Genomic DNA, 24,018 nt, shown 5'->3' with positions numbered 1-24,018 from the left:
CACGCGGATGAGAGACCGGTGAGAACCGCTCAGGTGACCGGCTCGACCGGCGTCGGCGGTCGGCCCGCCCGCACCACGAGCGCCACCCCGGCGATGACGGCGACCATGCCGGGCAGCGCCAGCAGCGGCGGCGTCTGCCCCAGCAGGACGAGCGCGACAAGGAGGGCGCCGGGCACCTCGAGCAGCACGGCCAGCCCGACGACGGTCGGCCCGACGCTGGAGAGCACGAGGTTGAGCAGGGTGTGCCCGAACAGCTGCGCGCAGACGGTGATCGCCGCGATCAGCCACCAGTCGCGGGCGCTGAACCCGGCCAGCGCCGTCCCGGTGACCAGCGCGGCGAGGGCCAGCGCGACCGCGCAGGTCGAGTAGCAGACGACGGAGTAGGCCGACGTCGCCAGCCGGGTGCGCGCCCGCGCCCCCGCCAGCATGTAGCCGCCGGCGCAGACCGCGCCCAGCAGCGCCAGCCCGTCGCCGGCCAGCGCCTCCAGGCTGACCGTGACGTCGACCCCGGCGATCAGCGCGACCCCGACCACCGCCAGCGCCAGCCCCCACCAGACCTGCGCGGGCAGCCGCACGCCGGACACGCGGGCGGCCAGCGCCGTCCAGATCGGGGTGGTGGTGACCAGCGCGGTCGACGCGGCGACCGTGGTCATCGACAGGCTCGGCAGCCACGCGGCGAAGTGGGCGGCGAGGAACAGCCCGGCCACCACCGAGCTGCCCAGCTGCCGCGGCCGCAGCCCGGTCAGGGTGGCCCGCTCGCGGCCCAGCAGCACCGGCACGAGCAGGGCGGCGCCGGCGGCGGTGCGCCAGAAGGCGATGGCCAGGAACGACGTCGTCACCAGGGCGGTGAGCGGTCCGGAGAACGAGACGCCGACGACGGCGATGCCCATGAGGACGACGTCGCGGCCGCCCGGCCGGTGCACCGCCCACGGCGACCGCGCCGCGGTGACCCGGCCTCCCTGCAGGGTCCCGCCGCGAGCGTGCGAGCGGTGGGGGGCAGGGAGGTCCTTCACCATCCCGGGACCCGGATGCGGCCGGCCGCCACGGGCACCACCGCGCCGGCCACCGTGGCGCCGGTCGCCCGCCCCCCGGCCGCGGCGACCGTGCAGGACAGCACCGAGGGCCGGCCCATCGCCTCGCCCTGGCGCACCGTGTAGGACGACGTCGTCCCCGGCGCGAGCAGCCCGGTCGCGACCAGCCAGACGCCGGCGCCCAGCGCGGCCGACCCGGTGGCCGGGTCCTCGCCCCAGCGGATGTCCCGGGCGAACACGCGGGCGCGCGCGGTCGACGTCGCGGCGTCCCAGGACAGGATCGACACCCCCTCCCCCACGCCCAGCGTGTCGAGGGCCGCGGGGCCGGGCGCGGCGCGGTCGACGACGTCCGGGTGCACGGCGAGGAACGCGAACGGCAGGCCGCAGCCGGCCACGTGCGCGGGCAGCCCGACGACGTCGGCTCCGCCGAGGCCCACGGCCGCGGCCAGCGCCGCTGGGTCGGGACCGCCCTCGAGCGTCGGCCGCCCGCCGGTCAGGGTGGCGCCCTCCTCGGTGACCTCGATCGGCAGCACCCCGGCGCCGCACTCCTGGCGCAGCGTGCCGGCGGGCAGCCGGCCGGTGCGGACCAGCGTGTGCGCCGCCCCGACGCTCGGGTGCCCGGCGAAGGGCAGCTCGGCGTAGGGCGTGAAGATGCGCACCCGGTAGGAGGCGCCGGGCTCGGTGGGCGCGGAGAGGAACGACGTCTCCGACAGCGCGAACTCGTTGGCCAGCGCCTGGCACTGCTCCGTCGTCAGGTCGTCGGCGTCGAGGACGACGGCCAGCGGGTTGCCCGCGAAGGCCCGCGGCGCGAAGACGTCGACGACCTCGTACGCCACGGAGGCGGGGGCGGCCACGCACCGACGGTAGCCTCAGCGATCGTGACCACGGTGACCAGGGCGTACGTCTCCCGGCTCGCCGGACTGCCCGTCTTCGACCCCAACGGCGACCGCGTGGGCCGGGTGCGCGACGTCGTCGTGGCGCTGCGGGTGGGCACCGCCACCCCCCGCGTGCTGGGCCTGGTCGTGGAGGTCGTGGCCCGCCGCCGCATCTTCGTGCCGATGGGCCGGGTCACCTCCGTCGACCCGGGCGCGGTGGTGCTCGGGTCGGGCACGCTCAACCTCAAGCGCTTCGAGCAGCGGCGCGGCGAGACGCTCGTCCTCGGCGAGCTGCTCGACCGCACGGTCACCATCCGCGAGTCCGGCCGGCCGGGCACCGTCGTCGACGCCGGCATGGAGCAGACCCGCACCGGCGAGTGGCAGATCACCCGCCTCGCCGTCCAGGAGCCCGGCCGGATCGGCCGCCGGGGCCAGCTGCACCAGCTGGCCTGGGACGAGGTCTCCGGCCTGGCGCTGCCCGAGACCGGGCAGGGCGCCGAGACGCTGATCGCCACCTACCGCGAGCTCAACGCCGCCGACCTCGCCCACGCGCTGCAGGACCTGCCGATCAAGCGGCGGCACGAGGTGGCCGAGGCCCTCGACGACCAGCGGCTGGCCGACGTCCTCGGCGAGCTGCCGGAGGCCGAGCAGATCACCATCCTCGGCACGCTGGAGGAGGCGCGGGCCGCCGACGTCCTCGAGGAGATGGACCCCGACGACGCCGCGGACCTGCTCGCGGAGCTGTCCAACGTCGACCGCAACCGGCTGCTCGAGCTCATGGAGCCCGGCGAGGCCGAGCCGGTGCGCCAGCTGCTGCAGTACACCGAGGACACCGCCGGCGGTCTCATGACCAGCGAGCCGGTGATCCTCACCCCGGACGCCACCATCGCCGAGGCCCTGGCGCGGGTGCGCGAGCCCGAGCTGACCCCGGCGCTGGCCAGCCAGGTGTACGTGTGCCGGCCGCCGTCGGCCACGCCCACCGGGCGCTACCTGGGCCTGGCGCACATCCAGCGGCTGCTGCGCGAACCGCCGTCCACGCTGGTCAGCGGCATCCTCGACGACCTCGAGCCGCTGCGGCCGGGGACACCCCTGGCGGAGGTGACCCACTACTTCGCCACCTACAACCTGGTGGCCGCCCCGGTCGTCGACGAGCAGGGCCGGCTGGTGGGCGCGGTGAGCGTCGACGACGTCCTGGACCACCTGCTCCCCGAGGACTGGCGGGAGCGGGCCCGCCGTGGCTGACGGCCGGCGGCTCGACGTCCCGCGCGGCTCGCCGCGCGGCCTGGGCAGCTACCTGCGGCTGGACCCGGACGCGGTCGGCCGGTTCGCCGAGGGGATCGCGCGCTTCCTCGGCACCGGCCGCTTCCTCGCCGTCCAGACGCTCATCGTGATCGTCTGGATCGCGCTCAACGTCTTCGCCGTCCGGCTGCGCTGGGACCCCTACCCCTTCATCCTGCTCAACCTGGCCTTCTCCACCCAGGCCGCCTACGCCGCGCCGCTGATCCTCCTGGCGCAGAACCGCCAGGCCGACCGCGACCGCGTGCAGGCCGAGGAGGACCGCGCCCGGGCCGCCTCGACCCGCGCCGACACCGAGTACCTGGCCCGCGAGCTCGCCGCGCTGCGCGTGGCAGTGGGCGAGCTGGCCACCCGCGACTTCATCCGCGGCGAGCTGACCCGGCTGTCCGGGGAGGAGGGCGACGACGCCGAGAAGCGGGAGCGCAAGCGCCGCAAGCAGGCGGAGCGGGCCGAGCGGGAGCGGCGCGAGTCGGTCGGCTGACGGGCGTCAGCCGGGGTGGCGGTCACGTGGTGAGGAGGTGCACCAGCGCGCCGGTGGCGCCGGCGAGCACGAGCACCACGATGAACGGGGCGCGCAGGGCCAGCGCCAGCGCGGCGACGGCGAGCCCGGCCAGCCGGCCGTCGACCACGAGGCCCTGGCCGGAGGTCAGCGTCTGCACCGCGACCAGCGCCGCGAGCAGCGCGGCGGGGACGAAGGTGACCACGCGGGTGACCCACGGCCGCTCCACCCAGGCCGCCGGCACCGACAGCCCGGCCAGCTTGAGCAGGTAGCACCCCAGCGAGCCGACGACGACCACCGCCCACAGCGTCCCGCTGCTCACGCCGCCTCCCGCCGGTCCGGACGCGGCCGGCCGGCCAGCGCGACCGCGACGACGGCGGCCACCACCTGCACGCCCGCGGGCACGAACGGGGTCAGCGCGAGCGCCACGGCCGCGCCGCCGAGCGCGACCCGGCGGGCGACGGCCGGCTCCTCGGCGCCGGCCCGCAGCCGTGGCCACAGCAGGGCCAGGAAGGCGGCGGGGACGACGGCGTCCAGCGCGGCCTGCGCGGTCTCCCCCAGCGCCGCGGCACCGAGCGCGCCGACCAGCGTGGTGGCGTTCCAGACCGCGTAGATCGTCGCCCCGCCGGCGAGGAACCCCAGCCGGGCCAGCCCGCGGTCGGGCGCGGCCACGGCCAGCGCCGTCGTCTCGTCGATGACCCACTGCGCCAGGCCGAGCCGGCGCAGCAGGCCCCGCGGGGCGAGCAGCGGCGCCAGGCGGACCCCGTAGACGGTGTTGCGGGTGCCCAGCAGCAGCGCGCTGCCGATCGCGGCCGGTCCGCTGCCGCCGGCGCCGAGGACGCCGACCATCGCGAACTGCGAGGCGCCGGTGAACATCAGCAGCGAGGTCGCCAGCGCCTGCCAGGGGTCCAGGCCCGCCGCGTCGGCGGCCGCGCCGAAGGCGACGCCGTAGAGACCGACGGCCACCCCGAGCCCGATCGCGTCGCGCAGGACGACGGCACGGGCGGAGCGGGACACGGCGTCCGACGCTACCGACCGGTCCCGGGTGCGCCGCCGACCCGGGGAGGCGACGAGCACACCGCGGCACCGACCAGCACGGCAGCGCCGCCCGTCGTGCGCAACACGTCACCCCCGCGGCCGGCGGCACCCGGTGCCGATCGCCGTACAGTGGCAGGTGGCCCGGGTAGCAGGACGCCGCCGCGTGCGGCGGGTCGCAGGCCGGGTCCCCCCGTCGAAGGAGACACACGCACCCATGTCCGACACGCTGACCGGCTCGCCGGCGCTCGACGCCGTCAACGCCGCTCTGGCCACCGTCCAGGACCCGGAGATCAACCGTCCGCTGACCGACCTCGGCATGGTCAAGGACGTGCAGATCGGCGTCGAGGGCGACCCGGGCGCCGTGCGCGTCGAGGTCTACCTCACCGTGGCCGGCTGCCCCATGCGCGAGACGATCACCAACCGCGTCACCCAGGCGGTCTCGGCCGTCCCCGGCGTCACCTCGGTGCAGGTCGGCCTGGACGTGATGAGCGACGAGCAGCGCACCGAGCTGCGCAAGACCGTGCGCGGCAGCGACACCGCCGAGCCGGTCATCCCGTTCGCCCAGCCCGGCTCGCTGACCCGCGTGTACGCCGTCGCCTCCGGCAAGGGCGGCGTCGGCAAGTCCAGCGTGACGGTCAACCTGGCCGCCGCGCTGGCGAAGAAGGGCCTGTCGGTCGGTGTCGTGGACGCCGACATCTACGGCCACTCGGTGCCGCGCATGCTGGGCGTCGAGGACAAGCCGACCCAGGTCGACAACATGATCATGCCGCCGCAGTCGATGGGCGTGAAGGTCATCTCGATCGGGATGTTCACCCCGGGCAACACCCCGGTCGTGTGGCGCGGGCCGATGCTGCACCGCGCGCTGCAGCAGTTCCTCGCCGATGTGTGGTGGGGCGACCTCGACGTCCTGCTGCTGGACCTGCCGCCCGGCACCGGCGACGTGGCGATCTCGATCGCCCAGCTGCTGCCCAACGCCGAGATCCTCGTGGTGACCACGCCGCAGCTGGCCGCCGCCGAGGTGGCCGAGCGCGCCGGCGCGATCGCCACGCAGACCCACCAGCAGGTGGTCGGCGTCATCGAGAACATGTCGTGGATGGAGCTGCCCGACGGCAGCCGCATGGAGGTCTTCGGCTCCGGCGGCGGTCAGACGGTCTCCGACGCGCTGACCCGGACGCTGGGCGCGCGGGTGCCGCTGCTGGGCCAGATCCCGCTCGACACCCGGCTGCGCGAGGCCGGCGACGCCGGTGCGCCGATCGTGCTGGCCGAGCCGGAGTCCGCCGCGGCGAAGGCGCTGTCGGCGATCGCCGACTCCCTCGCCGTCCGCCAGCGCGGGCTGTCCGGGATGTCGCTGGGGCTCACCCCCGTCCGCCGCTGACGCACCGACGCACCGACGCACCGACGCACCGAGGCCCGGTCCCCGCGAGGGGGCCGGGCCTCGCTGCTGTCGCGGCCGGCTCCCCGGGGTGCTCCTCGCGCTCCCCGCTACGTCGCGTCGACGTCGAAGGGCGGTGGGGTCGCGCGGTCGCGCGGTCGGGCGACGTCGCGGCTCGGCTCGACCAGCCCTGCCGCGGTGGCCCCGGTCGCGGCCCCGGCGACCAGCCCCGGCGTGCCGGTGGCGCTGCCGCGGCGCACCGGCGGCGCGTCGTCGTCGGCGAGCAGCTGCTCGCGGATGAAGGTCCTCGGGTGGTACCGGCGCAGGTCGAGGTCGCGCAGCCCGGCCAGCTCGTCACCGAGGGACTCGTCGACCTGCGCCCGCACGCCGGTGATCGCCGCGCGGACCCGCTTGAGCCCGGCGGCGGCGTCCCTGGCGAGGGTCGGCAACCGCTCGGGGCCGAAGATGAACAGCGCGGCGAGCGCGAGGACGACGATCTCGCCCCAGCCGATCGAGTCGAACACGCGCTGCTCCCGCCCTCCTGCCGCCTGCGGCGGCCGCCGTCCCAGACTAGTTCGGCGGGAGCCGGCGACTAGGCCTGGTCGAGCGTGGCCTGCACCGTGGTGGACGCCCCGTCGCGGATCAGCTCGAGGGTGACGACGTCGCCGGGCCGGTGGGAGTCGACGGCGACGACGAGCTCCTCGGAGCTGCCGACGGGCAGGTCGTCGACGGCGATGACGACGTCGCGCTCCCGGATCCCCGCGGCGGCCGCGGCGCTGTCCGGCTCGACGTTGAGGACCAGCGCGCCGTCGCGGGTGCCGTCGGTGACCGACCGGGTGTTGACGCCGAGCGAGGCGTGCACCGCGGCGCCGGTGGCGATGAGCTGCTCGGCGACCTCGCGGGCGGTGTCGATCGGGATGGCGAAGCCGAGGCCGACGCTGCCGCCGCCGAGGGAGGCGATCGCGGTGTTGATGCCGATGACCGCCCCGGTGGCGTCGACCAGCGCACCGCCGGAGTTGCCCGGGTTGATCGGCGCGTCGGTCTGCACGGCGCTGATCACCGCGTTGGTGTCGCTGCCCTCGCCCGCCAGCCGGACCGGCCGGTCGAGGGCGCTGACGATGCCGCTGGTGACCGTGCCGGCCAGGCCGAGCGGCGAGCCGATGGCCACCACCGGGTCGCCGACGACGAGGTCGTCGACGCTGCCGAGCGAGGCGGTGACCAGGCCGGGCCGCTCCACCTTGACGACGGCGATGTCGCTGGCCGGGTCGCGGCCGACGATGCGGGCCTCCGAGCCGGTGCCGTCGCTGAAGACCGCGCGGATGCCGGCACCCTCGACGCCGTCGGCGCCGGACACCACGTGGTTGTTGGTGACGATGTAGCCGTTCTCGCCGTCGACGACGACGCCGGACCCGGTGGCCCCGACCTCGCCGACCCGGACCTCGATCGACACGACCGCCGGGGTGACCGCGCCGGCGATGTCGGACACCGACCCCGGCTCACGGGTGACGCCCTCGTCGGTCTGCGACAGCGTCGTCCCCGGGGCCAGCAGCGGTGTCTCCGCGGCCTCGCGGGTGAGCAGGTAACCCACCCCGCCGCCGAGGGCGCCGGCGAGCAGGACGGCGAGCACGACGAGCGCGGCCACCCGCACCGACAGGTCGCGCAGCCGCAGCTTCCTGCGGCCCCGGCGGTCGACGACGACCGGGCCCTCCTGCTCGGACTCCTCGGCGAACACCGCCGGTCCGGTGAGCCCGGCCGGGGCGTGCGGGTCGCGCCACGGGTCGCTGCGCGCGTCGGGCTTCCACCACGGGCCGGCCGAGGTGCGGCGGCGCCCGGGGCGCCCGCCGGGGGGCTCCTGCAGCCCGGCCTGCCCGGCCGGCGCGCGGAAGGCGCGCAGCACCGCCTCCGGCGGTGGGGGGAGCGCCGGGCGCGGCGGCGGGGTCGGGCGGTCGCCGGCGAAGCTGCCGGGGACGGCGGCCGGTCGGCCGAACGCGGCCTGCTGCGCCGGGCTGGGCGACGGCGGCGCCGGGACGGCGGGACCGGTGCGCCGGGGCGGGTCGAACGGGCCGGTGGCGCCCGCGGGACGGGCGAAGACCGCGCCGTCGACGTCGGCCGGGGTGTCGCCGGCGACGGCTTCGACGGTGCGCTCGCCGTCGGCGGCCCCGGGCTCCCGGGGGTCGGGTGACGTCACGGGTACAGCGTCCTCCACGGACCTGACGGGAGAGGGCGCGGCTCGCTGGTCAGGGCGTCGCGCCCGGCGCCACGGCACCGGTGCCCGCGCCGCCGGTCAGCGTCCGCACCACCGGGGGCACGACCTCGGTGCGCTCGTCCGGCGACGACGGCCCGGCCACCGACGCGGGCGGGACGCCCGGGGTGGTGGCGCCGCCGTCGGGCAGGTTGACCGCCAGGACGGCGACGCCGATGCCCAGGCCGGCCAGCGTCCCGGCCACGCCGCGGCGCAGCCAGCGGGCCTGGTGCGGCGCGGACGGGGTCTGCGGCGGGTCGTCGAGCGTGACGGTCCAGCGGCCGGAGGAGTCGGTGACGGTCAGCTGCCCCGGGCCCGCGGTCAGCGACCCGAGCCCGCCCCCGCCGGGGACGTCGGCGGTGAAGGGGATGGCGCACAGCCGGGAGAGCAGGTCCCCGGGGACGGCGACGTCGGCCGCGGCGTGCAGCGCGTCCTTCGCCTCCCGCTGCGCCTGCACGGCCATGCGGCACTCGAGGCAGCCGCCCAGGTGGCGGGCGGCGCGGGCGGCCGGGCCGCTGGCGAGCTCGCCGTCGACCAGCGCGGCGATCGCCTCCTGGGCCAGGTGGCTCTCCGGCAGGCTCATGCGCCGGCCCCCGGGTCCGTGGCTCCCGCCGACGTGGCCGCGCGCGGGGCCAGGTGGGCGAGGGCGGTGCGCAGCTGCACGCGGCCGCGGTGGATGCGGCTGCGCACGGTGCCGAGCTTGATGCCGAGGGTCGCCGCGATCTCCTCGTAGGTCAGGCCCTCGATGTCGCAGAGGACGACGGCGACGCGGAACTCCGGCGACAGCGCGTCGAGGGCGGCCTGCACCTGGGGGTCGAGGTGGGTGTCGGCGTAGACCTGCTCGGGGCTCGGCGCGGTGCCCGGCAACCGCTCGGTGTCCTCGGGCAGCGCATCGAAGCGGATCCGCTGGCGGCGGCGGACCATGTCGAGGAACAGGTTGGTGGTGATCCGGTGCAGCCAGCCCTCGAAGGTGCCCGGTGAGAAGTCGGCCAGCGAGCGGAACACCCGGACGAAGGTCTCCTGGGTGAGGTCCTCGGCGTCCTGGGCGTTGCCGGAGAGGCGGTAGGCCAGCCGGTAGACGCGGGCGGAGTGGTCGCGCACGACCTGCTCCCAGGTCGGGGCCACCCACACCTCTCCGGCGCCGGACGCGGCCGGCTGCTCGTCGGTGGGCGGGGGGGCGGCGGCCTCGGACACGGCTCCAGGATCGCAGACGCGCACGCTTCCGACCTCCCCCGGAGCAGTGGCGGGGGAGGCGGCGGCACGCTGGGGTGTCACGCCGGGTCCAACGGCCGGTGGACGGCCCGGTGTTCCCGTTCACAGGCTCCTCACAGGCTCGGCTCCCGGCTCCGGACGGTCACCCCCAGTAACCTCACCCGGTGACGATCGCCGGCGAACCGCGTACGGGCGGCACCGGCGGTGCCGCGTGGGCCGACCGCTACGCCGCCGAGGACCCCGTCCTGGCCGCCGCCCGCTCCCGGGCCACCGCGCTGGGCGGCCCGCCGCCGGTGGAGCCGGCGGTCGGGGCCACGCTGGCGGTCCTCGCCGCGGGTGCCGGGGCCCGGGCGGTCGTGTCGATCGGCAGCGGCGGCGGCGTGCACGGGCTCTGGCTGCTGCGCGGGATGCGGCCCGACGGCGTCCTCACCGTCCTCGACACCGACGCGGCCCAACTGCGGGCCGCCCGGCAGGCCCTCGCCGACGCCGGCGTCGCCCCGGGCCGGACCCGCCTGATCTTCGGCACGCCCGCCGAGGTCCTGCCACGGCTGTCCCCCGGCGCCTACGACCTGGTCGCCTGCGCGGGCCGCCCGGCCGAGTACGCCGCGCACCTGGCCGCGCTGGTCGGCCTGGTCCGCCCCGGCGGGACGCTCACCTGCCACGGCCTGCTGGCCGGCGACCGGATCGGTGACCGCGCGGCCCGCGACCCCGAGACGGTCACCTGGCGGGACCTCGCCCGTGCCGTCCGCGAGGACGAGGACCTCACCTCCGCCGTCCTGCCGATCGGCACCGGCCTGCTGGTGGCGACCCGCCGCGCCTGAGGAGAGGTCAGCGGAACGGGTGTTCGGCCAGCGGCTCCCACGGGCCGCCGAGGTAGCGCCACAGCCCCAGCCCCCGGGCCGGCACCGCGTGCGGGGTGAACCCGGCCTCGAGCCGGTCGCGCAGCGCGCGGGCCTGCGCCGGTGCCACCTTGTTCTGCACCGTGACGTGCGCCGACAGCCGCTGCCGGTCCTGCCGGGTGAGCCACGGGTCGAACTCCGCGGCCAGCCGGGCGTGCAGGGCGGAGAGCTCCGGCGCGGCCAGCCGGTAGGCCACGCCGCGGCCGAGCAGCTGCAGGCCGGCCACGGCGACGTCGAACGGCGGCCGCGCCGCGGCCCGCGCCAGCGCGGCGTCGACCGCGGGCCGCTCCTCCCCCGGCAGCGCGTGGAACAGCGTGACGTGCGCCGCCAGGTGGTTGCGCTCCGCCGGGAAGTGCTCGGCGCGCAGCCGGTCGAACCGCGCCTGCGCCTCCGCCTCGAGGAGCAGGGTGACGACCAGCGGCTCGCTCACACGTGCGCGCGGACGCCCTTGCCGAGGACCGCGACCCCGCCGGCGCTGACGTGGTAGTGCTCCTCGTCCGCGCTGGAGTCCACGCCGATGCGCGCCCACGACGGGACGACGACGTTCTTGTCGAGGATGGCGCGGCGGACGTAGGCGCCCTCACCGACGACGACGCCGTCCATGAGCACGCTGTCCTCGACCCGCGCGCCGCGGTCCACCCGCACGCCGGGCGAGATCACCGAGTTGTGCACCGACCCGCCGCCGATGATCGCGCCGGCGCTGACCATCGACTCCTCGGCCCGCCCGCCGAGCACGAACTTCGCCGGCGGCTGCTGCGGCGGCAGGGTGAGGATCGGCCAGCGGTCGTTGTAGAGGTTGAACACCGGCGTGACCGACACCAGGTCCATGTGCGCGTCGAAGTAGGAGTCGATCGTCCCCACGTCGCGCCAGTAGCCGTGGTCGCGCTCGCTGGCGCCGGGGACGACGTTGGTCGAGAAGTCGTAGACGTAGGCCGCCCCGGCATCGGCCAGCATCGGCATGATCGAGCCGCCCATGTCGTGCGCCGAGTCGGCGTCCTCGGCGTCGGTCCGTAGGGCCTCCAGCAGCGCGTCCGTGGTGAACACGTAGTTGCCCATGGAGGCGAAGGACTCCTCCGGGGAGTCCGGCAGCCCCGGCGGGTCGGCCGGCTTCTCGAGGAAGCCGCGCACCCTGCCCTCGGCGTCGGCGTCGATGACGCCGAACTCGGTGGCCTCGCGCCGGGACACCCGCAGGCCGGCGATGGTCACGCCGGCCCCGGTCTGCAGGTGCTGGTCGATCATCTGGCCCGGGTCCATCCGGTACACGTGGTCGGCGCCGAAGACGACCACGATGTCGGGCCGCGCGTCGTAGATGAGGTTGAGGCTCTGCAGGATGGCGTCGGCGCTGCCGGTGTACCAGCGCGGGCCGAGCCGCTGCTGCGCCGGCACCGGGGTGACGTAGTTGCCGAGCAGGTTCGACATCCGCCACGTCGTGGTGATGTGCCGGTCGAGGCTGTGGCTCTTGTACTGCGTCAGCACGGCGATCTGCCGGATCTCGGCGTTCACCAGGTTGGACAGCACGAAGTCGATGAGCCGGTAGTTGCCGCCGAAGGGCACCGCCGGTTTGGCCCGGTCCTGGGTCAGGGGGGCCAGTCGCTTGCCCTCTCCACCAGCCAGGACGATGCCGAGCACCCGAGGACCGCCACGCATGGAGCGAACGTAGCCGCTACGGGCTTCCCGCGTGACCTGACCCGTTCCCGTCGTGCCCCTAGGGTGACCGGCGTGCGCATCGGCATCGTCACCCGTGAGTGGCCACCAGACGTCTACGGCGGAGCCGGCGTGCACGTCGAACACCTCGTGGCGGCGCTGCGGTCGCTGCCCGCCGGGCCCGACCTCGACGTCCACTGCTTCGGCGCCCCGCGCCCCGACGCCGTCGGCTGGGCCGTGCCGCCCGGCCTGGCCTCCGCCAACGGCGCGCTGCAGGCGCTGGGCACCGACGTGGAGATCGCCGCGGCGCTCTCCGACGTCGACCTGGTGCACAGCCACACCTGGTACGCCAACGGCGCGGGGATGCTGGCCGCGCTGGTGCACGGGGTGCCGCACGTGGTGACCGCGCACTCGCTGGAGCCGCGGCGGCCGTGGAAGGCCGACCAGCTCGGCGGCGGCTACCGGCTCTCGTCGTGGGTGGAGCGCACCGCCTACCTGGCCGCGGACGGCGTGATCGCGGTGAGCAACGGCATGCGCGCCGACGTCCTCGACGCCTATCCCGACCTCGACCCGGCCCGGGTGCACGTCGTCGGCAACGGGGTGGACGCCGAGGCCTACCGGCCCACGCCCGCGCCCGACGTCGTCCGCTCGCTCGGTGTGGACCCCGACCGGCCCTACGCGCTGTTCGTCGGGCGGATCACCCGGCAGAAGGGCGTGGTCCACCTGCTGAGGGCCGCCGAGCAGCTGCCGGCCGACACCGGGCTGGTGCTGTGCGCCGGCGCCGCCGACACCCCGGCCGAGCGGCAGCAGGTCGCCGACGCCGTCGCCGCGCTGCAGGCCCGCCGCTCCGGCGTCGTCTGGATCGAGGCGATGGTGCCCCGCGAGCAGCTGGTGCCGCTGATCACCGGCGCGACGGTGTTCGTCGTCCCCTCGGTGTACGAGCCGCTCGGCATCGTCAACCTCGAGGCCGCCGCGTGCGGCACCGCGGTGGTCGCCAGCGCCGTCGGCGGCATCCCCGAGGTCGTCGCCGACGGGCAGACCGGCCTGCTGGTCCCCTACGACCCCGACGACGTCGCCGGCTTCGAGGCCGGTCTCGCCGAGCGCGTCACCGAGCTGCTCCGGGACCCCGACCGGGCCGCGCGCATGGGCGCCGCCGGCCGCGAGCGGGTGCTGTCGGAGTTCGGCTGGCCGGCCATCGCCCAGCAGACCGTGGCGGTCTACACCGAGGTGCTCGCCGCCCGCGGCTGAGCGGCGGCGGTGCCCGCCCGGGGCAGGGGTGCGAGGCTGTCCCGCCGTGGGCACTGCGACGCCGTCCTCCGAGGACCCGATCCGGGCGCTGCTGCGCGCGGCCCACCACCTGCCCGCGACCGGGCTGGGCGCCGTCGTCACCGGGCAGGCGCGGCGGCTGGGCGCCCGGGAGGCGGTCGTCTACCTGGCCGATTACGCGCAGCACGTCCTGGTGCCCGTCCCGGGCGAGGGCGTCCCCGGTCGCCAGGAGCTGACCATCGACGGCTCGGTGGCCGGTCGCGCCTTCCGCCGGGTCGACACGGTGCAGGCGCCCGCGCAGGACGGCCTGGTAACCCTGTGGGTGCCCCTGCTCGACGGCGCCGAGCGGGTGGGGGTCCTGGAGTTCGTCGTCCCGGGGGAGGTGCCACCGGAACTGGACGACGACGCGCGCACCTTCGCCTCGCTGGTCGCCGAGGTCGTGGTGACCCGCGACGCCTACAGCGACTTCTTCTCCCAGTTGCGCCGGCGGCGGACCCTATCGCTCGCGGCCGAGATCCAGTGGGACCTGCTGCCGCCGCTCACCTACGCCAGCGACCGCGTCGTCGTCACCGGGGCGCTGGAGCCGGCCTACGAGATCGGCGGCGACACCTTCGACTACGCCGTGAACGGCTCGCTGGTCGACCTGATGGTCCTCGACGCCGTGGGTCACGGCCTGCCCGCCGCCCTGCTCAGCAGCGCCGCCGTCGGCGGTTACCGGCACGCGCGGCGCAGGGGGCTGGACCTGCCCGGCATCGCGGCCGCGGTCGACGCCGTCGTCGCCGGTCAGTTCTCCGGCAGCCGGTTCGCCACCGCCGCGATCGCCCGCCTCGACCTCGACACCGGCGTGCTGCACTGGGTCAACTGCGGGCACCCCGACCCGCTGCTGGTGCGCGACGGCACGCTCGTCCGCCCGCCGGCGTGCCGCCCGGGCCGTCCCCTGGGGCTGCAGTCGGCCGAGCCCGACGTCTGCCAGGTGCAGCTGCGGCCCGGGGACCGTGTGCTCCTCTACACCGACGGGGTGGTCGAGGCCCGCTCCCCCGGCGGGGAGTTCTTCGGCGAGGAGCGGCTGGCCGACCTCGTCGTGCGCGCCGAGCTGGCCGGCGACCCGCCGCCGGAGACGATGCGCCGGCTCATGGGCAGCGTCATGAACCACCAGGCCGGGCAGCTCCAGGACGACGCCAGCATCGTCATGGTCGAGTGGCGGACCGGCCGCGAGGAGCAGTTGCAGCCGTGAGCGAGGCCCCCGCGGAGCGCGACGACGTGCCGGGCGCCTCCGCGGCCGCCCCCGACGTCGTCCTCGGACCGGTCGCCGCTCCCGGTGCGGCGGCCGAGGTGGCCGGCGACCTCGCCGCCGGCCTGGCGCCGGCGCTGCACGAGCAGCACCCCGACGTCGTGTGGGACGTGCGGTGGTGGGGGACGGGCTGGTGCGGCCGCCGGTCGGTGCGCTGCTGCTGGTGCCCTCCGGGCTGTTCGCCGAGGGCTCGGGCACCGCGCGACGCTGGCCGACCACCCGGAGCTGGCCTGGCTGACCGGTTCGCCGGCCACGGTCGGGGGGCGCGCTGGGAGCCGGCCTGGAGTCCGACGAGGCCGTGCGGGGGGCGGCGTACACGCACCGGCCCGACCGGGCGGCGTAAACCCGCCAACCCGCGGCCGCGGGGCTTAGGCGCGGGTATGGACCAGGCATGACCATCGCCACCCGGTTCGCCTCCGCGCTCGACCAGGAGTCCGCGCAGGGGCCCACCGAGGCCGAGTTCCTGCCGGTGCGGCTGGCGCGGGCCGCCGTCCGCACGCTCGGGGTGGACGGCGCCGGGTTGTCGGTGGTCGACGCAGCCGGGCGGCGGATCCCGCTGGGGGCGAGCAGCCCCGACGCGTCCTGCGCGGAGCGGTTGCAGTTCACCGTGGGGAGCGGCCCCTGCATGGCCGCGCAGGAGACCCGGCAGCCGGTGTTCGCCGTCCTCGCCGACCTGCGCCGCCGGTGGGCGCCCTACGCCGACCTGCTCACCGCGCAGACGCCGTTCCGCGCGGCGGTCGCCCTCCCCCTGCGGGAGGACCTCGCCGGCGCCGGCGCGCTGGACCTCTACTTCACCGACGAGGCGGCGGTCCTCGACCTCGACGTCTTCGCGGCCGTGGCGGTGGGCGAGATGGTGACCGCCGTCCTCACCGAGGCGGCCGTGTGGTCGGACTGGCCGGCTGAGAGCGGGCCCGACTGGCTGCACGGGCCGGAGGCGGTCCGCCGCGCCGCGGTGCTGCGCGCGGCCGGTCGCGCGAGCCTGGCGCTCAACACGGACGCGGCCACCGCGCTGGTCCTGCTGCGCGGCGCGGCCTACGCCGCCGGGCGCTCGGTCGAGGAGGTCGCCGAGGACCTCGAGGCCGGCCGGCTGGACCTCGACGACGTCGTGCCCCCCGGACGCGGCTGACGCCTCGCGTGTGACCGTCCCCGCAGGTCAGGGCGGGAATCGGCCGGTCGGCGGTGACGCTGGAACAGGACGTGGCAGCCGCTCCCCCGCCGTCCGCCGTCCCCACTGTGCCCGGATCCCCGCCGCCTCCCGCGCCGGCCCCGGTGCCCTCCCCCACCCGCCTGCTCGACGTGCGCACCGTGTTCGCCGAGCCGGCCGCCCTCGACTCCGCCCGTGGCCGCGACGTGCTCGCCCGGTTCCCCGGCGTCGAGATCGTCGAGGTGCCCTCGCACTGGCAGATCCCCGAGCTCAACGGCAACGAGGGCAACGTCGAGCGCTGGGTGCGGGTGAAGACCGAGACGCTGGTCCTCGGGGTCAAGAAGTCGCTGTCGGCCCGGCCCAACAGCCGCTCGTCGAACTGGATCGCGCCCTCGACCGCCAACGGCTGCGCGATGGCCTGCGCCTACTGCTACGTGCCGCGGCGCAAGGGCTTCGCCAACCCGATCACCGTCTTCACCAACATCGAGCAGATCACCGGCTACGTGCGCCGGCACGTCGCGCGGCAGGGCGTCAAGAGCGAGCCCGACCAGTGCGACCCGGTCAGCTGGGTGTACGACATCGGCGAGAACAGCGACTGCTCGGTCGACGCGCTGGTCAGCGACAACGTCGCCGACCTCGTCGCGACGTTCCGCCAGCTGCCCACGGCCAAGGCCTCCTTCGCCACCAAGTACGTCAACCGGCAGCTGCTCGACCTCGACCCGCAGGGCCGCACCCGCATCCGCTTCTCGCTCATGCCCGACGCCGACTCGAAGGTGATCGACGTGCGCACCAGCCGGATCGCCGAGCGGGTCGCCGCCGTCGACGACTTCGTCGAGGCCGGGTACGAGGTGCACCTGAACCTCTCTCCGGTCGTGCTGCGCGAGGGCTGGGAGGCCGACTGGGCGCAGCTGCTCGGCCAGCTCGACGACGTCCTCTCCCCCGCGGCGAAGGCCCAGGCGGCCGCCGAGGTGATCATGCTGACGCACAATCGGGACCTGCACGAGGTCAACCTCGGCTGGCACCCCAAGGCCGAGGACCTGCTGTGGCGGCCGGAGATCCAGCAGCCCAAGCGCAGCCAGAACGGCCAGTGGAACGTGCGCTACCGCAACGACGTGAAGCGGGCCGGGGTCGAGCGGCTGCAGGAGCTCATCGCCCACCACGCCCCCTGGCTGCGCGTCCGCTACGCGTTCTGACGGCCTCCCGGCGGGGGCCCGTCGCGAGCCTGCGAGCGGCAGGGGGCAGGGAGACCCCTCGACTACCGTGTGGTCGTGGCGCGGGTGGTGGTCGTCGGAGCGGGGCTCGGCGGCCTGGCCGCCGCCGCACGGCTGGCCGCCCTCGGGCACCGGGTCACCGTCCTCGAGCAGTCCGGCGGCATCGGCGGCAAGCTCGGCTGGTACGCCCGCGACGGGCACGCCTTCGACACCGGCCCGAGCCTGGTCACGCTGCCGCAGGTGCACCGCGACCTCTTCGACGCCACCGGCGGCCCGCTGGAGGACGCGGTCGACCTCGAGCGCCTCGACCCGGCCGTCGACTACCGGTTCGCCGACGGCACCCGGCTGGCGATGCCCGGGCACCTCGAGCAGGTGCCCGCCGCGCTCGACGGCGCGCTGGGCGACGGTGCCGGCGGGCAGTGGCGGGAGCTGCTCGACCGCGCCGAGGCGATGTGGGCGATCACCGAGCAGCCCTTCCTCCGCTCGCCGCTGCGCGGGGCGGCCACGCTGGCCCGGCTGGCCCGCGACCCGGCCGACGTCGGCACCGTGGCGCCCTGGCAGACGCTGCGCGGCCTGGGCGGGCGCTACCTGCGCGATCCCCGGCTGCAGGTGCTGCTCGACCGCTACGCCACCTACTCCGGCTCCGACCCGCGGCGCGCCCCGGCGGTGCTGGCCACCGTCCCCTACGTCGAGCAGGCCTTCGGCTCCTGGTACGTGCGCGGCGGGCTGCACCGGCTGGCGGAGGCGGTGGCCGAGCGGGCCCGCGACCGGGGCGCGGAGATCCGGACCGGCACCCCGGTGCGCCGGGTGCTGCGCGACGGCGGGCGGGTGTCGGGCGTGGAGCTGGCCGACGGCGGGGAGATGACCGCCGACGTGGTCGTCTCGGGCGCCGACGCGACCGCGCTGTACGCCGACCTGCTGCCCCCGGACCGCCGCACGCGGGCGGTGCGGCGCGGGCTGACCCGGGCCACGCCGTCGCTGTCGGGGTTCGTCCTGCTGCTCGCGCTGCGCGGGCGGACGCCGGGCCTGGCCCACCACACCGTGCTGTTCCCCGCGGACTACGACGCCGAGTTCGACGCCGTCTTCGGCACCGGCCGGCACCGCGGCGTGCCCTGCCCGGTGCCCGACCCGACCGTGTACGTCAGCGCGCCCGACGACCCGGCCACCCGGCCCGGCGACGACAGCGAGTCGTGGTTCGTGCTGGTCAACGCACCGCGGCACGACCCCGACAGCGGCGTCGACTGGGACGCGCCGGGCCTGGCCGACCGCTACGCCACCCGGGTCCTCGAGGTCATGGCCGCGCGCGGACTCGACGTCCGCGACCGGGTGCGCTGGTGCGTGGCCCGCAGCCCGGCCGACCTCGCCCGGGAGACCGGCAGCGTCGGCGGCTCCATCTACGGCACCTCCAGCAACGGCGCCCGCGCGGCGTTCCTCCGGCCGGGCAACGCCGCACCGGTGCGCGGGCTCTACCTGGTCGGCGGGTCCTCGCACCCCGGTGGCGGGTTGCCGCTGGTCGCCCTGTCGGCCGAGATCGTCGCCGGGCTGGTCGGCTCCGCCTGAGCGGCCGAGGGGACCGGCTTCGTCCGAGCGCGAGCGAGCCGACGCCCGTCCCGTCAGAAGGGTGGCGGGTCGTCGTCCGGCGGTACCGGCGGTCGGGCTGCGGCGGTGGTCCGGTGTCGACGGCGGGGGGTGGTCGCAGGCCCGGTGGTCTCGTGGTCCTCGTGATGCCCGAGGGTGTGGTGACGGTGAGGACGCCGTCGGCGTCCATCTGGAAGCGCCAGCCGCGGGCGAGGGTCTTGAGCCGGTGGTGGCTGCGGCACAGGCAGCACAGGTTGGCGCAGTCGGTGGCGCCGCCGCAGGCGTGCGGGACGACGTGGTCGGCGTCGGCCCACCCGACGCGTTGCCCGCAGGTGGGGAAGCGGCAGGTGCGGTCGCGGGTGTGCACGAAGGTCTGCTGGTCGTCGCTGGGGTCGTACCGGTCGATCTCGGCCGGGCGGTCGAGCACCGCGCACCCGCAGTCGCCCTCGCCGGGGTGGTCGGGGCAGCCGCGGCGGGCCAGCCGGCGCAGCCGGTCGAGGCTGGCCGCGGCCCGCAGGACGCCGGCCTCGTCGGCCAGCCCGAGCACCAGCTCGGCCTTGTACGCGGCCGTGCGCGCCTCCAGCGCAGCCACCTGCTGCAACTCCGCGGCCTTCTGCTCCCGCGACAGCAGCCCGACCGGCAGCCGGCGGAACGGCGCAGGCCGCTCGACCAGCCACCCGGCGAGCGCACGCTCCACCGACGACCGGTACTCCACGACCTCCTGCACGACCCGGACCTACGACCCGCCTTCGACACCTCCGGACCCCGAACCCGCCCCTGAGCACGCCCTTCGCGCGCGAGAGGCGGAACGGGGAGGGTCTCGGCAGCGCCGCGTGCGAGGGTCGGCGGGTGCGCACCGACCCGCCGGAGTCCGCCTCCGAGACCGCCCAGCTGACCGGCTTCCTCGACCACCAGCGCGAGACCCTGCTGCTGAAGACGGAGGGGCTGACCCGCGAGCAGCTGGCGCGGCAGCACGCGCCGTCGTCGATGACGCTCGCCGGGCTGCTGTACCACCTGGCCTACGTCGAGGAGTCCTGGTCGGTGGAGGACTTCTCGGGGCAGCCGCTGCCCGAGCCGTGGCCGGGCGTGGACTGGTCGGCCGACCGGGACTGGGAGTGGCACGTCGCCGTCGACCTCGAGCCCGACGAGCTGCGCCGCCGGTACGAGGAGGCCTGCCGGCGCACCGACGCGGTGGTCGCGGCCGCCGGCGACCTCGACGCGCTGTCGGCCGGCTCGCTGCGCAACGGCAACCGCTTCAGCCTCCGGTGGATGCTGCTGCACCTGCTCGAGGAGACCGCCCGGCACAACGGGCACGCCGACCTGCTGCGGGAGGCGGTCGACGGCGTCGTCGGGGAGTGACCCGGGGCCCCTCAGCCCCGCGCCGCCCCGAGGCCCAGCACCGCGGCCAGCCCCAGCGCGCTGCGCGGGGCGTAGGCCGTGCGCCACAGCCCGCCGTGCACGGCGGCGTGCGCCTCGTCCTGCCACGGGTGCTCGTGCCGCGGCCCGCCGCCCGTGTGCAGGTCGTGCACCATCAGCGCCGCCATGAGCACGTTCGACGTCGCCGGCTCGAACACCTCGACGCCGAAGCGGTGCGCCCCGGCGTACGCGGCGGCCAGCGCGCGGTTCTTCACCACCGACCGGGTGCGGGTCGGCGGCGCGACGTTCATCGACACCGTGGTCCCGGCCGCCCGCGCCACCGTGGCCCGCCACCGCTGCAGCCGCTTGGCCAGCGCGTAGTTCGGCCCCTGCTGGGCGACCAGGTCGTCGCTGATGCCGGGGTCGGCGCCGGGCACGTAGGCCCGCTGCAGCAGCCGCCCGGCCGAGAGGGTCCGCAGCGGACGGCCGACCAGCTTGCCGAACCGCGACCGGCCGGCGTAGTTGCGCACCGACTGCGCGACGGCCTCCCCCGGGACGGCGAAGACGTCGGTGGGGGTGGCGAGGAAGGCCAGCGCCGCCTCCGGCCGCGCGGCCTGCAGCCGCTGGGTGAGCGCGTCGACGGCGGCCGACACCCGCACGTTCGTGGCGCCGTCGGCGTAGACGTAGTTCCCGAGGACCAGCTCGCCGGGCAGCCCGGTCAGCCAGTCGCCGACGGCGGGCACCTCGCGCACCAGGTCGGCCCCCGCGGCGGCGGGCAGGTCCGCGTCGCCCGCGGTCGGCACCAGCAGCGTGCCGGCGCCGCGGCGGGCGGTGTCGAGGACCCGCCGCCACAGGTCCGGCCGCGGCAGGTCGACGCCGGCCACGGTGGCGCCCCACCGCAGCAGCGCGGTCAGCGGCCCCATCTCCGCGCCGGCACCGAGCACCGCCACCGTGCGCCCGGGCAGCGCCAGCCACTCCGGGTGCGCGACCACGGTGCGCACCGCCTCGGCCGCCGAGGGCTCCATGACGCCGCGCTCGACCCAGGTGTCCAGCCGTCGCAGCAGGTCGTCCCCGCGCAGCCGCCGGCCGGAGAAGGGCAGCGTGAACTCGCGCTCGGGCTCGGCCTGCCCGGTCACCTCGCGGGTCCCCAGCGAGCGCCCCGCGGGTGCGGTGAGCAGCGCGCGCAGGGGCTGCTCGCCGTCGTCGCCGGCCACCCGCATCCGGCCGGAGACGGCGTCGAGCCCGGTGCCGGCGACGGTCAGCGCCGCCTGCGGGGAGGCCAGCCCCGCCTCGACCAGCCGGCGGAAGTGCACCAGGTACCCGGCCCGCCAGTTGGTCTCCTGCTCGGCGGCGCGGGCGCCGACCGGGTCGACCGGGCGGAGCGCATCGGCGACCACCGCCCGCCCGACCGCCGCGGTGCTGCGCCGCCCGTCGGGACCGGCGGGGAAGACGACGCCGGTGTCGTCGGTGCTCACGGGGCTCCTCGGTCGATCGGTAGGTCAGTCGACGGTGGTGGGCGGCGGGTCGACCGGCGCGCCGGCCTCCAGCCAGCGCAGCAGCGTGCGGGCGCCGAAGCCGGTGCCGCCCTTGACCACCTCGGCGTCGTCGGAGCCGGCCCGCGCCGGACCGGCGACGTCGAGGTGCGCCCAGGGCAGGTCGCCGGCGAAGGGCCGCAGGAACAGCGCGGCGGTGGTGCCGCCGGGGTTGCCCGGGGCGTTGTTGGCGTCGGCGACCGCGCTGTCGAGCAGGTCGGCGTACTCCTCGGCCAGCGGCATCCGCCACACCCGCTCGCCGGCGTGCAGGGCGGCGGTGGACAGCGCGGTGGCCAGCCCGTCGGTGGTGGCGTACAGCCCCGCCGTCCGCGTGCCGAGCGCGACCTTCATCGCGCCGGTCAGCGTGGCGACGTCGACCAGCACCGTGGCGCCCAGCTCCAGCCGCCCCCACGCCAGGCCGTCGGCGAGCACCATGCGGCCCTCGGCGTCGGTGTTCTGCACCTCGGTGGTGCGCCCGCCGACGTGCCGGACGACGTCGGCCGGCCGGTAGGACGACCCCGACACCGCGTTCTCCGCGGCCGGGACGACGGCGGTCACCGCGACCGGCAGCTCCAGCCGCGCCGCGGCGTCGACGGCGGCGAGCACCGCGGCCCCGCCGGCCATGTCGGTCTTCATCTCGCGCATGCCGGCGTTGGGCTTGATCGAGAGGCCACCGGTGTCGAACGTGATGCCCTTGCCCACCAGCACCGGCCGGGCCGGGCCGGCACCGGGCGGCTCGTAGGCGACGACGACGACCCGCGGCGGGCACGCCGAGCCGCCGCCCACGGCGAGCACGCCGCCGAAGCCGCCGTCGGCGAGCTCCTCGGGGCCGAGCACGGTGACGGTGACGTGCGGCAGCGCGGCCAGCCGCTGCACGGCCTGCTCGGCCAGCCACGCCGGGTCCTTGGTGTTGCTCGGGGTGTTGACCAGGTCGCGCGCCCAGGCGACGGCCGCGCCGGTGACCTCGCCGGTTCGGGCGGCGGCGCCCACGGCCGGGTCGGCGGCGTCGGCGGCGACGACGGTGACCGTGGCCAGCCGCGCCGGGTGCGGCGTGGAGGTGTCGCGGAAGCGGTAGCCGGCCAGCAGCGCGGCCTCGACGGCGGCGCGCACCTCGTCGGCACCGGCGGGCGCGGCCGCGCCGTCGACGGGCAGCACCAGACCGGTGGCTCCCCACTCGGCGAGCGTCTGCGCCCGGCGGACGGCGGTGGCGACGTAGGACCGCAGGTGCGGCAGGGTCCCGTCACCCAGGCCGACGGCGACGACGCTGCGCGGGCGGCGGCCGGGGACGGGCAGGTCGGTGATCGCGCCGGCCTTGCCGGTGTTGCCGGTGTCGCGCAGCGCGGCGGCGAGCAGGTCGGCCGGCACCGGCGGGTCGGCGCCGGGCGCCGGGGAGGTCAGCCAGGCGGGGAGCGTGCCGCCGGTGCCGACCGGGACGGCGAGGACGTCGTCCTCCCCGAGCGGGGGCAGGGCGGTGAGCAGGTCGACCCGCGGCAAGGGGGCGGCCCCGGTCGCCGGCGTGCTGCCGGCGGCCGGGGCCGCGTCGTCCTGCGCGGGGCTGCCCGGGGGCAGGCTCGCGGAGGCGTTCAGCTGGTCGCGCCCTTCAGGGCCTCGGAGAGCGCCGCGGCCTCGTCGGGCGACAGCTCGACGACCAGGCGACCGCCGCCTTCGAGCGGCACCCGCATGACCAGGCCGCGCCCCTCCTTGGTGACCTCCAGGGGACCTTCACCCGTGCGCGGCTTCATGGCCGCCATGCGTGCCTCCTTCGCCGGCCACCCGCGACCCTCTGGAGGTGCGGTGTGGCTGTCCTTCGTGCAGTGAGCTCCGCGGCAATGATCCCGTATCCCCGCCGGGAGACCAACCTGGGCCCCCTACGGGGTGGCCCGGAAGCAGGTGCTCACGTGGTCGTCGACCATGCCCGTGGCCTGCATGAGCGCGTAGGCGGTGGTCGGTCCGACGAACACGAAGCCGCGCCGCTTGAGCTCCTTCGCCATCGCCGTCGACTCGGGGCTGGTGGCCGGGACGTCGGCCAGTGTGGCCGGCCGCGGACGCGGCCCGGACGGCGCGAAGGACCACAGCAGCTCCGACAGGCCCTCCGGGACCTGCTGGGCGGCGCGGGCGTTGCGGACGGCGGCGGCGATCTTCGCGCGGTTGCGGACGATGCCGGCGTCGGCCAGCAAGCGGGCCTCGTCGTCGGCGGTGAACTCCGCGACCGCGTCGATCGAGAAGCCGGCGAAGGCGGCGCGGAACGCCGGCCGCTTGCGCAGGATCGTGATCCACGACAGGCCCGACTGGAACGCCTCGAGGCAGAGCCGCTCGAACAGGGCGTCGTCGCCGTGCAGCGGGGTGCCCCACTCCTCGTCGTGGTAGCGGACGTACTCGGGGGCGCTGTCGCCCCACGCACAGCGCACGCGGTCCACGCGGCGGACGGTAGCGGCGGGCACCGACGGTCTCCCCCGCGACCTCGCCGTGCTGCCGACCGGGGGCCATCCGGACGGGTGGTGCACCGGCGGACGCGGGCGGGTGCCCTGCGCC

26 protein-coding genes are annotated in these 24,018 nt (G+C 76.6%); 12 read left to right on the top strand and 14 right to left on the bottom strand.

Features of this window, described 5'->3' with window-relative positions:
* Positions 1 to 29 precede the first annotated feature (29 nt).
* A complete protein-coding gene (locus JOD57_RS17430) occupies positions 30 to 1,016 on the bottom strand; it encodes a DMT family transporter (protein ID WP_239568599.1) in 987 nt (328 codons plus the stop codon).
* A complete protein-coding gene (locus JOD57_RS17425) occupies positions 1,010 to 1,885 on the bottom strand; it encodes a PhzF family phenazine biosynthesis protein (RefSeq protein WP_204693161.1) in 876 nt (291 codons plus the stop codon). Before JOD57_RS17425 ends, JOD57_RS17430 begins: the two co-directional genes overlap by 7 nt.
* Positions 1,886 to 1,909: 24 nt before the next feature.
* Between JOD57_RS17425 and JOD57_RS17420 the strand changes: the two genes are divergently transcribed.
* Both JOD57_RS17420 and JOD57_RS17415 read left to right on the top strand, forming a co-directional pair.
* Positions 1,910 to 3,148, top strand: coding sequence for a magnesium transporter MgtE N-terminal domain-containing protein (locus tag JOD57_RS17420; protein WP_204693160.1), 1,239 nt, complete (start codon positions 1,910 to 1,912; stop codon positions 3,146 to 3,148).
* Positions 3,141 to 3,683 carry a DUF1003 domain-containing protein gene (locus JOD57_RS17415; protein WP_204693159.1) on the top strand — a complete coding sequence of 181 codons (543 nt, stop codon included), beginning with the start codon at positions 3,141 to 3,143 and terminating at the stop codon, positions 3,681 to 3,683. Before JOD57_RS17420 ends, JOD57_RS17415 begins: the two co-directional genes overlap by 8 nt.
* A gap of 22 nt (positions 3,684 to 3,705) precedes the next feature.
* On the opposite strand, the gene JOD57_RS17410 is transcribed toward JOD57_RS17415, so the two are convergent.
* Together JOD57_RS17410 and JOD57_RS17405 are read right to left on the bottom strand one after the other, a co-directional pair.
* Positions 3,706 to 4,023: an AzlD domain-containing protein gene (locus JOD57_RS17410; protein ID WP_204693158.1), complete on the bottom strand. Its 318-nt coding sequence runs from the start codon at positions 4,021 to 4,023 to the stop codon at positions 3,706 to 3,708.
* On the bottom strand, positions 4,020 to 4,718 hold the full coding sequence (locus JOD57_RS17405; protein ID WP_204693157.1) for an AzlC family ABC transporter permease: 699 nt from the start codon (positions 4,716 to 4,718) through the stop codon (positions 4,020 to 4,022). Before JOD57_RS17405 ends, JOD57_RS17410 begins: the two co-directional genes overlap by 4 nt.
* Before the next feature lie 235 nt (positions 4,719 to 4,953).
* On the opposite strand from JOD57_RS17405, the gene JOD57_RS17400 reads away from it, so the two are divergent.
* A complete protein-coding gene (locus JOD57_RS17400) occupies positions 4,954 to 6,114 on the top strand; it encodes an Mrp/NBP35 family ATP-binding protein (protein ID WP_204693156.1) in 1,161 nt (386 codons plus the stop codon).
* Between the two features lie 107 nt (positions 6,115 to 6,221).
* On the opposite strand, the gene JOD57_RS17395 is transcribed toward JOD57_RS17400, so the two are convergent.
* From JOD57_RS17395 to sigE, 4 genes are all read right to left on the bottom strand, one after another.
* Complete coding sequence (locus JOD57_RS17395) at positions 6,222 to 6,635, bottom strand: twin-arginine translocase TatA/TatE family subunit (protein WP_204693155.1); 414 nt, start codon at positions 6,633 to 6,635, stop codon at positions 6,222 to 6,224.
* Between the two features lie 68 nt (positions 6,636 to 6,703).
* Positions 6,704 to 8,299, bottom strand: a complete 1,596-nt coding sequence (locus JOD57_RS26995) for a S1C family serine protease (protein WP_204693154.1) — start codon at positions 8,297 to 8,299, stop codon at positions 6,704 to 6,706.
* 49 nt (positions 8,300 to 8,348) lie between these two features.
* The gene (locus tag JOD57_RS17385) at positions 8,349 to 8,936 is read right to left on the bottom strand and encodes an anti-sigma factor family protein (protein ID WP_204693153.1); all 588 of its coding nucleotides are present in this window, start codon (positions 8,934 to 8,936) and stop codon (positions 8,349 to 8,351) included.
* Positions 8,933 to 9,547, bottom strand: coding sequence for an RNA polymerase sigma factor SigE (gene sigE, locus JOD57_RS17380; RefSeq protein WP_307824763.1), 615 nt, complete (start codon positions 9,545 to 9,547; stop codon positions 8,933 to 8,935). The genes JOD57_RS17385 and sigE overlap by 4 nt, the downstream gene beginning before the upstream one ends.
* 182 nt (positions 9,548 to 9,729) lie before the next feature.
* Between sigE and JOD57_RS17375 the strand changes: the two genes are divergently transcribed.
* Entirely contained in the window at positions 9,730 to 10,386 is a 657-nt protein-coding gene (locus JOD57_RS17375; RefSeq protein ID WP_204693151.1) for an O-methyltransferase, read from the top strand.
* A gap of 7 nt (positions 10,387 to 10,393) precedes the next feature.
* Here JOD57_RS17375 and JOD57_RS17370 read toward each other — a convergent pair whose 3' ends face one another.
* On the bottom strand, positions 10,394 to 10,894 hold the full coding sequence (locus tag JOD57_RS17370; RefSeq protein WP_307824762.1) for a 2'-5' RNA ligase family protein: 501 nt from the start codon (positions 10,892 to 10,894) through the stop codon (positions 10,394 to 10,396).
* Positions 10,891 to 12,111, bottom strand: coding sequence for a glucose-1-phosphate adenylyltransferase (gene glgC, locus JOD57_RS17365; protein WP_204693149.1), 1,221 nt, complete (start codon positions 12,109 to 12,111; stop codon positions 10,891 to 10,893). Before glgC ends, JOD57_RS17370 begins: the two co-directional genes overlap by 4 nt.
* A 72-nt stretch (positions 12,112 to 12,183) precedes the next feature.
* Between glgC and glgA the strand changes: the two genes are divergently transcribed.
* The 8 genes from glgA to JOD57_RS17330 all read left to right on the top strand — a co-directional run bounded on the left by glgA (position 12,184) and on the right by JOD57_RS17330 (position 19,957).
* The gene (gene glgA / locus JOD57_RS17360; RefSeq protein WP_204693148.1) at positions 12,184 to 13,356 is read left to right on the top strand and encodes a glycogen synthase; all 1,173 of its coding nucleotides are present in this window, start codon (positions 12,184 to 12,186) and stop codon (positions 13,354 to 13,356) included.
* Between the two features lie 46 nt (positions 13,357 to 13,402).
* The gene (locus tag JOD57_RS17355) at positions 13,403 to 14,608 is read left to right on the top strand and encodes a PP2C family protein-serine/threonine phosphatase (protein WP_307824761.1); all 1,206 of its coding nucleotides are present in this window, start codon (positions 13,403 to 13,405) and stop codon (positions 14,606 to 14,608) included.
* Positions 14,609 to 14,780: 172 nt separating this feature from the next.
* Positions 14,781 to 14,903: a hypothetical protein gene (locus JOD57_RS26430; RefSeq protein ID WP_275582098.1), complete on the top strand. Its 123-nt coding sequence runs from the start codon at positions 14,781 to 14,783 to the stop codon at positions 14,901 to 14,903.
* Between the two features lie 153 nt (positions 14,904 to 15,056).
* A complete protein-coding gene (locus JOD57_RS17350) occupies positions 15,057 to 15,791 on the top strand; it encodes a GAF domain-containing protein (protein ID WP_239568596.1) in 735 nt (244 codons plus the stop codon).
* Positions 15,792 to 15,934: 143 nt separating this feature from the next.
* Positions 15,935 to 17,002 (top strand): spore photoproduct lyase family protein, encoded by a 1,068-nt coding sequence (locus JOD57_RS17345; RefSeq protein WP_307824760.1) that lies wholly within the window; start codon positions 15,935 to 15,937, stop codon positions 17,000 to 17,002.
* 75 nt (positions 17,003 to 17,077) lie between these two features.
* Positions 17,078 to 18,580, top strand: coding sequence for a phytoene desaturase family protein (locus tag JOD57_RS17340; protein WP_204693146.1), 1,503 nt, complete (start codon positions 17,078 to 17,080; stop codon positions 18,578 to 18,580).
* 247 nt (positions 18,581 to 18,827) lie between these two features.
* The gene (locus tag JOD57_RS26990; protein WP_204693145.1) at positions 18,828 to 19,379 is read left to right on the top strand and encodes a hypothetical protein; all 552 of its coding nucleotides are present in this window, start codon (positions 18,828 to 18,830) and stop codon (positions 19,377 to 19,379) included.
* Positions 19,380 to 19,447: 68 nt separating this feature from the next.
* The gene (locus JOD57_RS17330; protein ID WP_204693144.1) at positions 19,448 to 19,957 is read left to right on the top strand and encodes a DinB family protein; all 510 of its coding nucleotides are present in this window, start codon (positions 19,448 to 19,450) and stop codon (positions 19,955 to 19,957) included.
* An 11-nt stretch (positions 19,958 to 19,968) separates the two neighbouring features.
* On the opposite strand, the gene JOD57_RS17325 is transcribed toward JOD57_RS17330, so the two are convergent.
* The 4 genes from JOD57_RS17325 to JOD57_RS17310 all read right to left on the bottom strand — a co-directional run bounded on the left by JOD57_RS17325 (position 19,969) and on the right by JOD57_RS17310 (position 23,903).
* Positions 19,969 to 21,429, bottom strand: coding sequence for a hypothetical protein (locus JOD57_RS17325; RefSeq protein ID WP_204693143.1), 1,461 nt, complete (start codon positions 21,427 to 21,429; stop codon positions 19,969 to 19,971).
* 24 nt (positions 21,430 to 21,453) lie between these two features.
* On the bottom strand, positions 21,454 to 22,980 hold the full coding sequence (locus JOD57_RS17320) for a leucyl aminopeptidase family protein (RefSeq protein WP_204693142.1): 1,527 nt from the start codon (positions 22,978 to 22,980) through the stop codon (positions 21,454 to 21,456).
* Between the two features lie 89 nt (positions 22,981 to 23,069).
* Positions 23,070 to 23,237 carry a DUF3117 domain-containing protein gene (locus tag JOD57_RS17315; protein WP_012947303.1) on the bottom strand — a complete coding sequence of 56 codons (168 nt, stop codon included), beginning with the start codon at positions 23,235 to 23,237 and terminating at the stop codon, positions 23,070 to 23,072.
* A 117-nt stretch (positions 23,238 to 23,354) separates the two neighbouring features.
* Complete coding sequence (locus JOD57_RS17310) at positions 23,355 to 23,903, bottom strand: DNA-3-methyladenine glycosylase I (RefSeq protein WP_204693141.1); 549 nt, start codon at positions 23,901 to 23,903, stop codon at positions 23,355 to 23,357.
* Between the last annotated feature and the right edge of the window lie 115 nt (positions 23,904 to 24,018).

This window comes from Geodermatophilus bullaregiensis, from assembly GCF_016907675.1.
Taxonomy (GTDB): Bacteria; Actinomycetota; Actinomycetes; order Mycobacteriales; family Geodermatophilaceae; genus Geodermatophilus; species Geodermatophilus bullaregiensis.
This window is presented reverse-complemented; position numbering and strand designations above follow the sequence as displayed.

Bases quoted from the DNA above. Each gene is read 5' to 3' on its own strand.
- JOD57_RS17430 (WP_239568599.1), bottom strand. From the start codon at position 1,016: ATGGTGAAGGACCTCCCTGCCCCCCACCGCTCGCACGCTCGCGGCGGG.
- JOD57_RS17400 (WP_204693156.1), top strand. From the start codon at position 4,954: ATGTCCGACACGCTGACCGGCTCGCCGGCGCTCGACGCCGTCAACGCC.
- JOD57_RS17385 (WP_204693153.1), bottom strand. From the start codon at position 8,936: ATGAGCCTGCCGGAGAGCCACCTGGCCCAGGAGGCGATCGCCGCGCTG.
- glgC (WP_204693149.1), bottom strand. From the start codon at position 12,111: ATGCGTGGCGGTCCTCGGGTGCTCGGCATCGTCCTGGCTGGTGGAGAG.
- JOD57_RS17350 (WP_239568596.1), top strand. From the start codon at position 15,057: ATGACCATCGCCACCCGGTTCGCCTCCGCGCTCGACCAGGAGTCCGCG.
- JOD57_RS17315 (WP_012947303.1), bottom strand. From the start codon at position 23,237: ATGGCGGCCATGAAGCCGCGCACGGGTGAAGGTCCCCTGGAGGTCACC.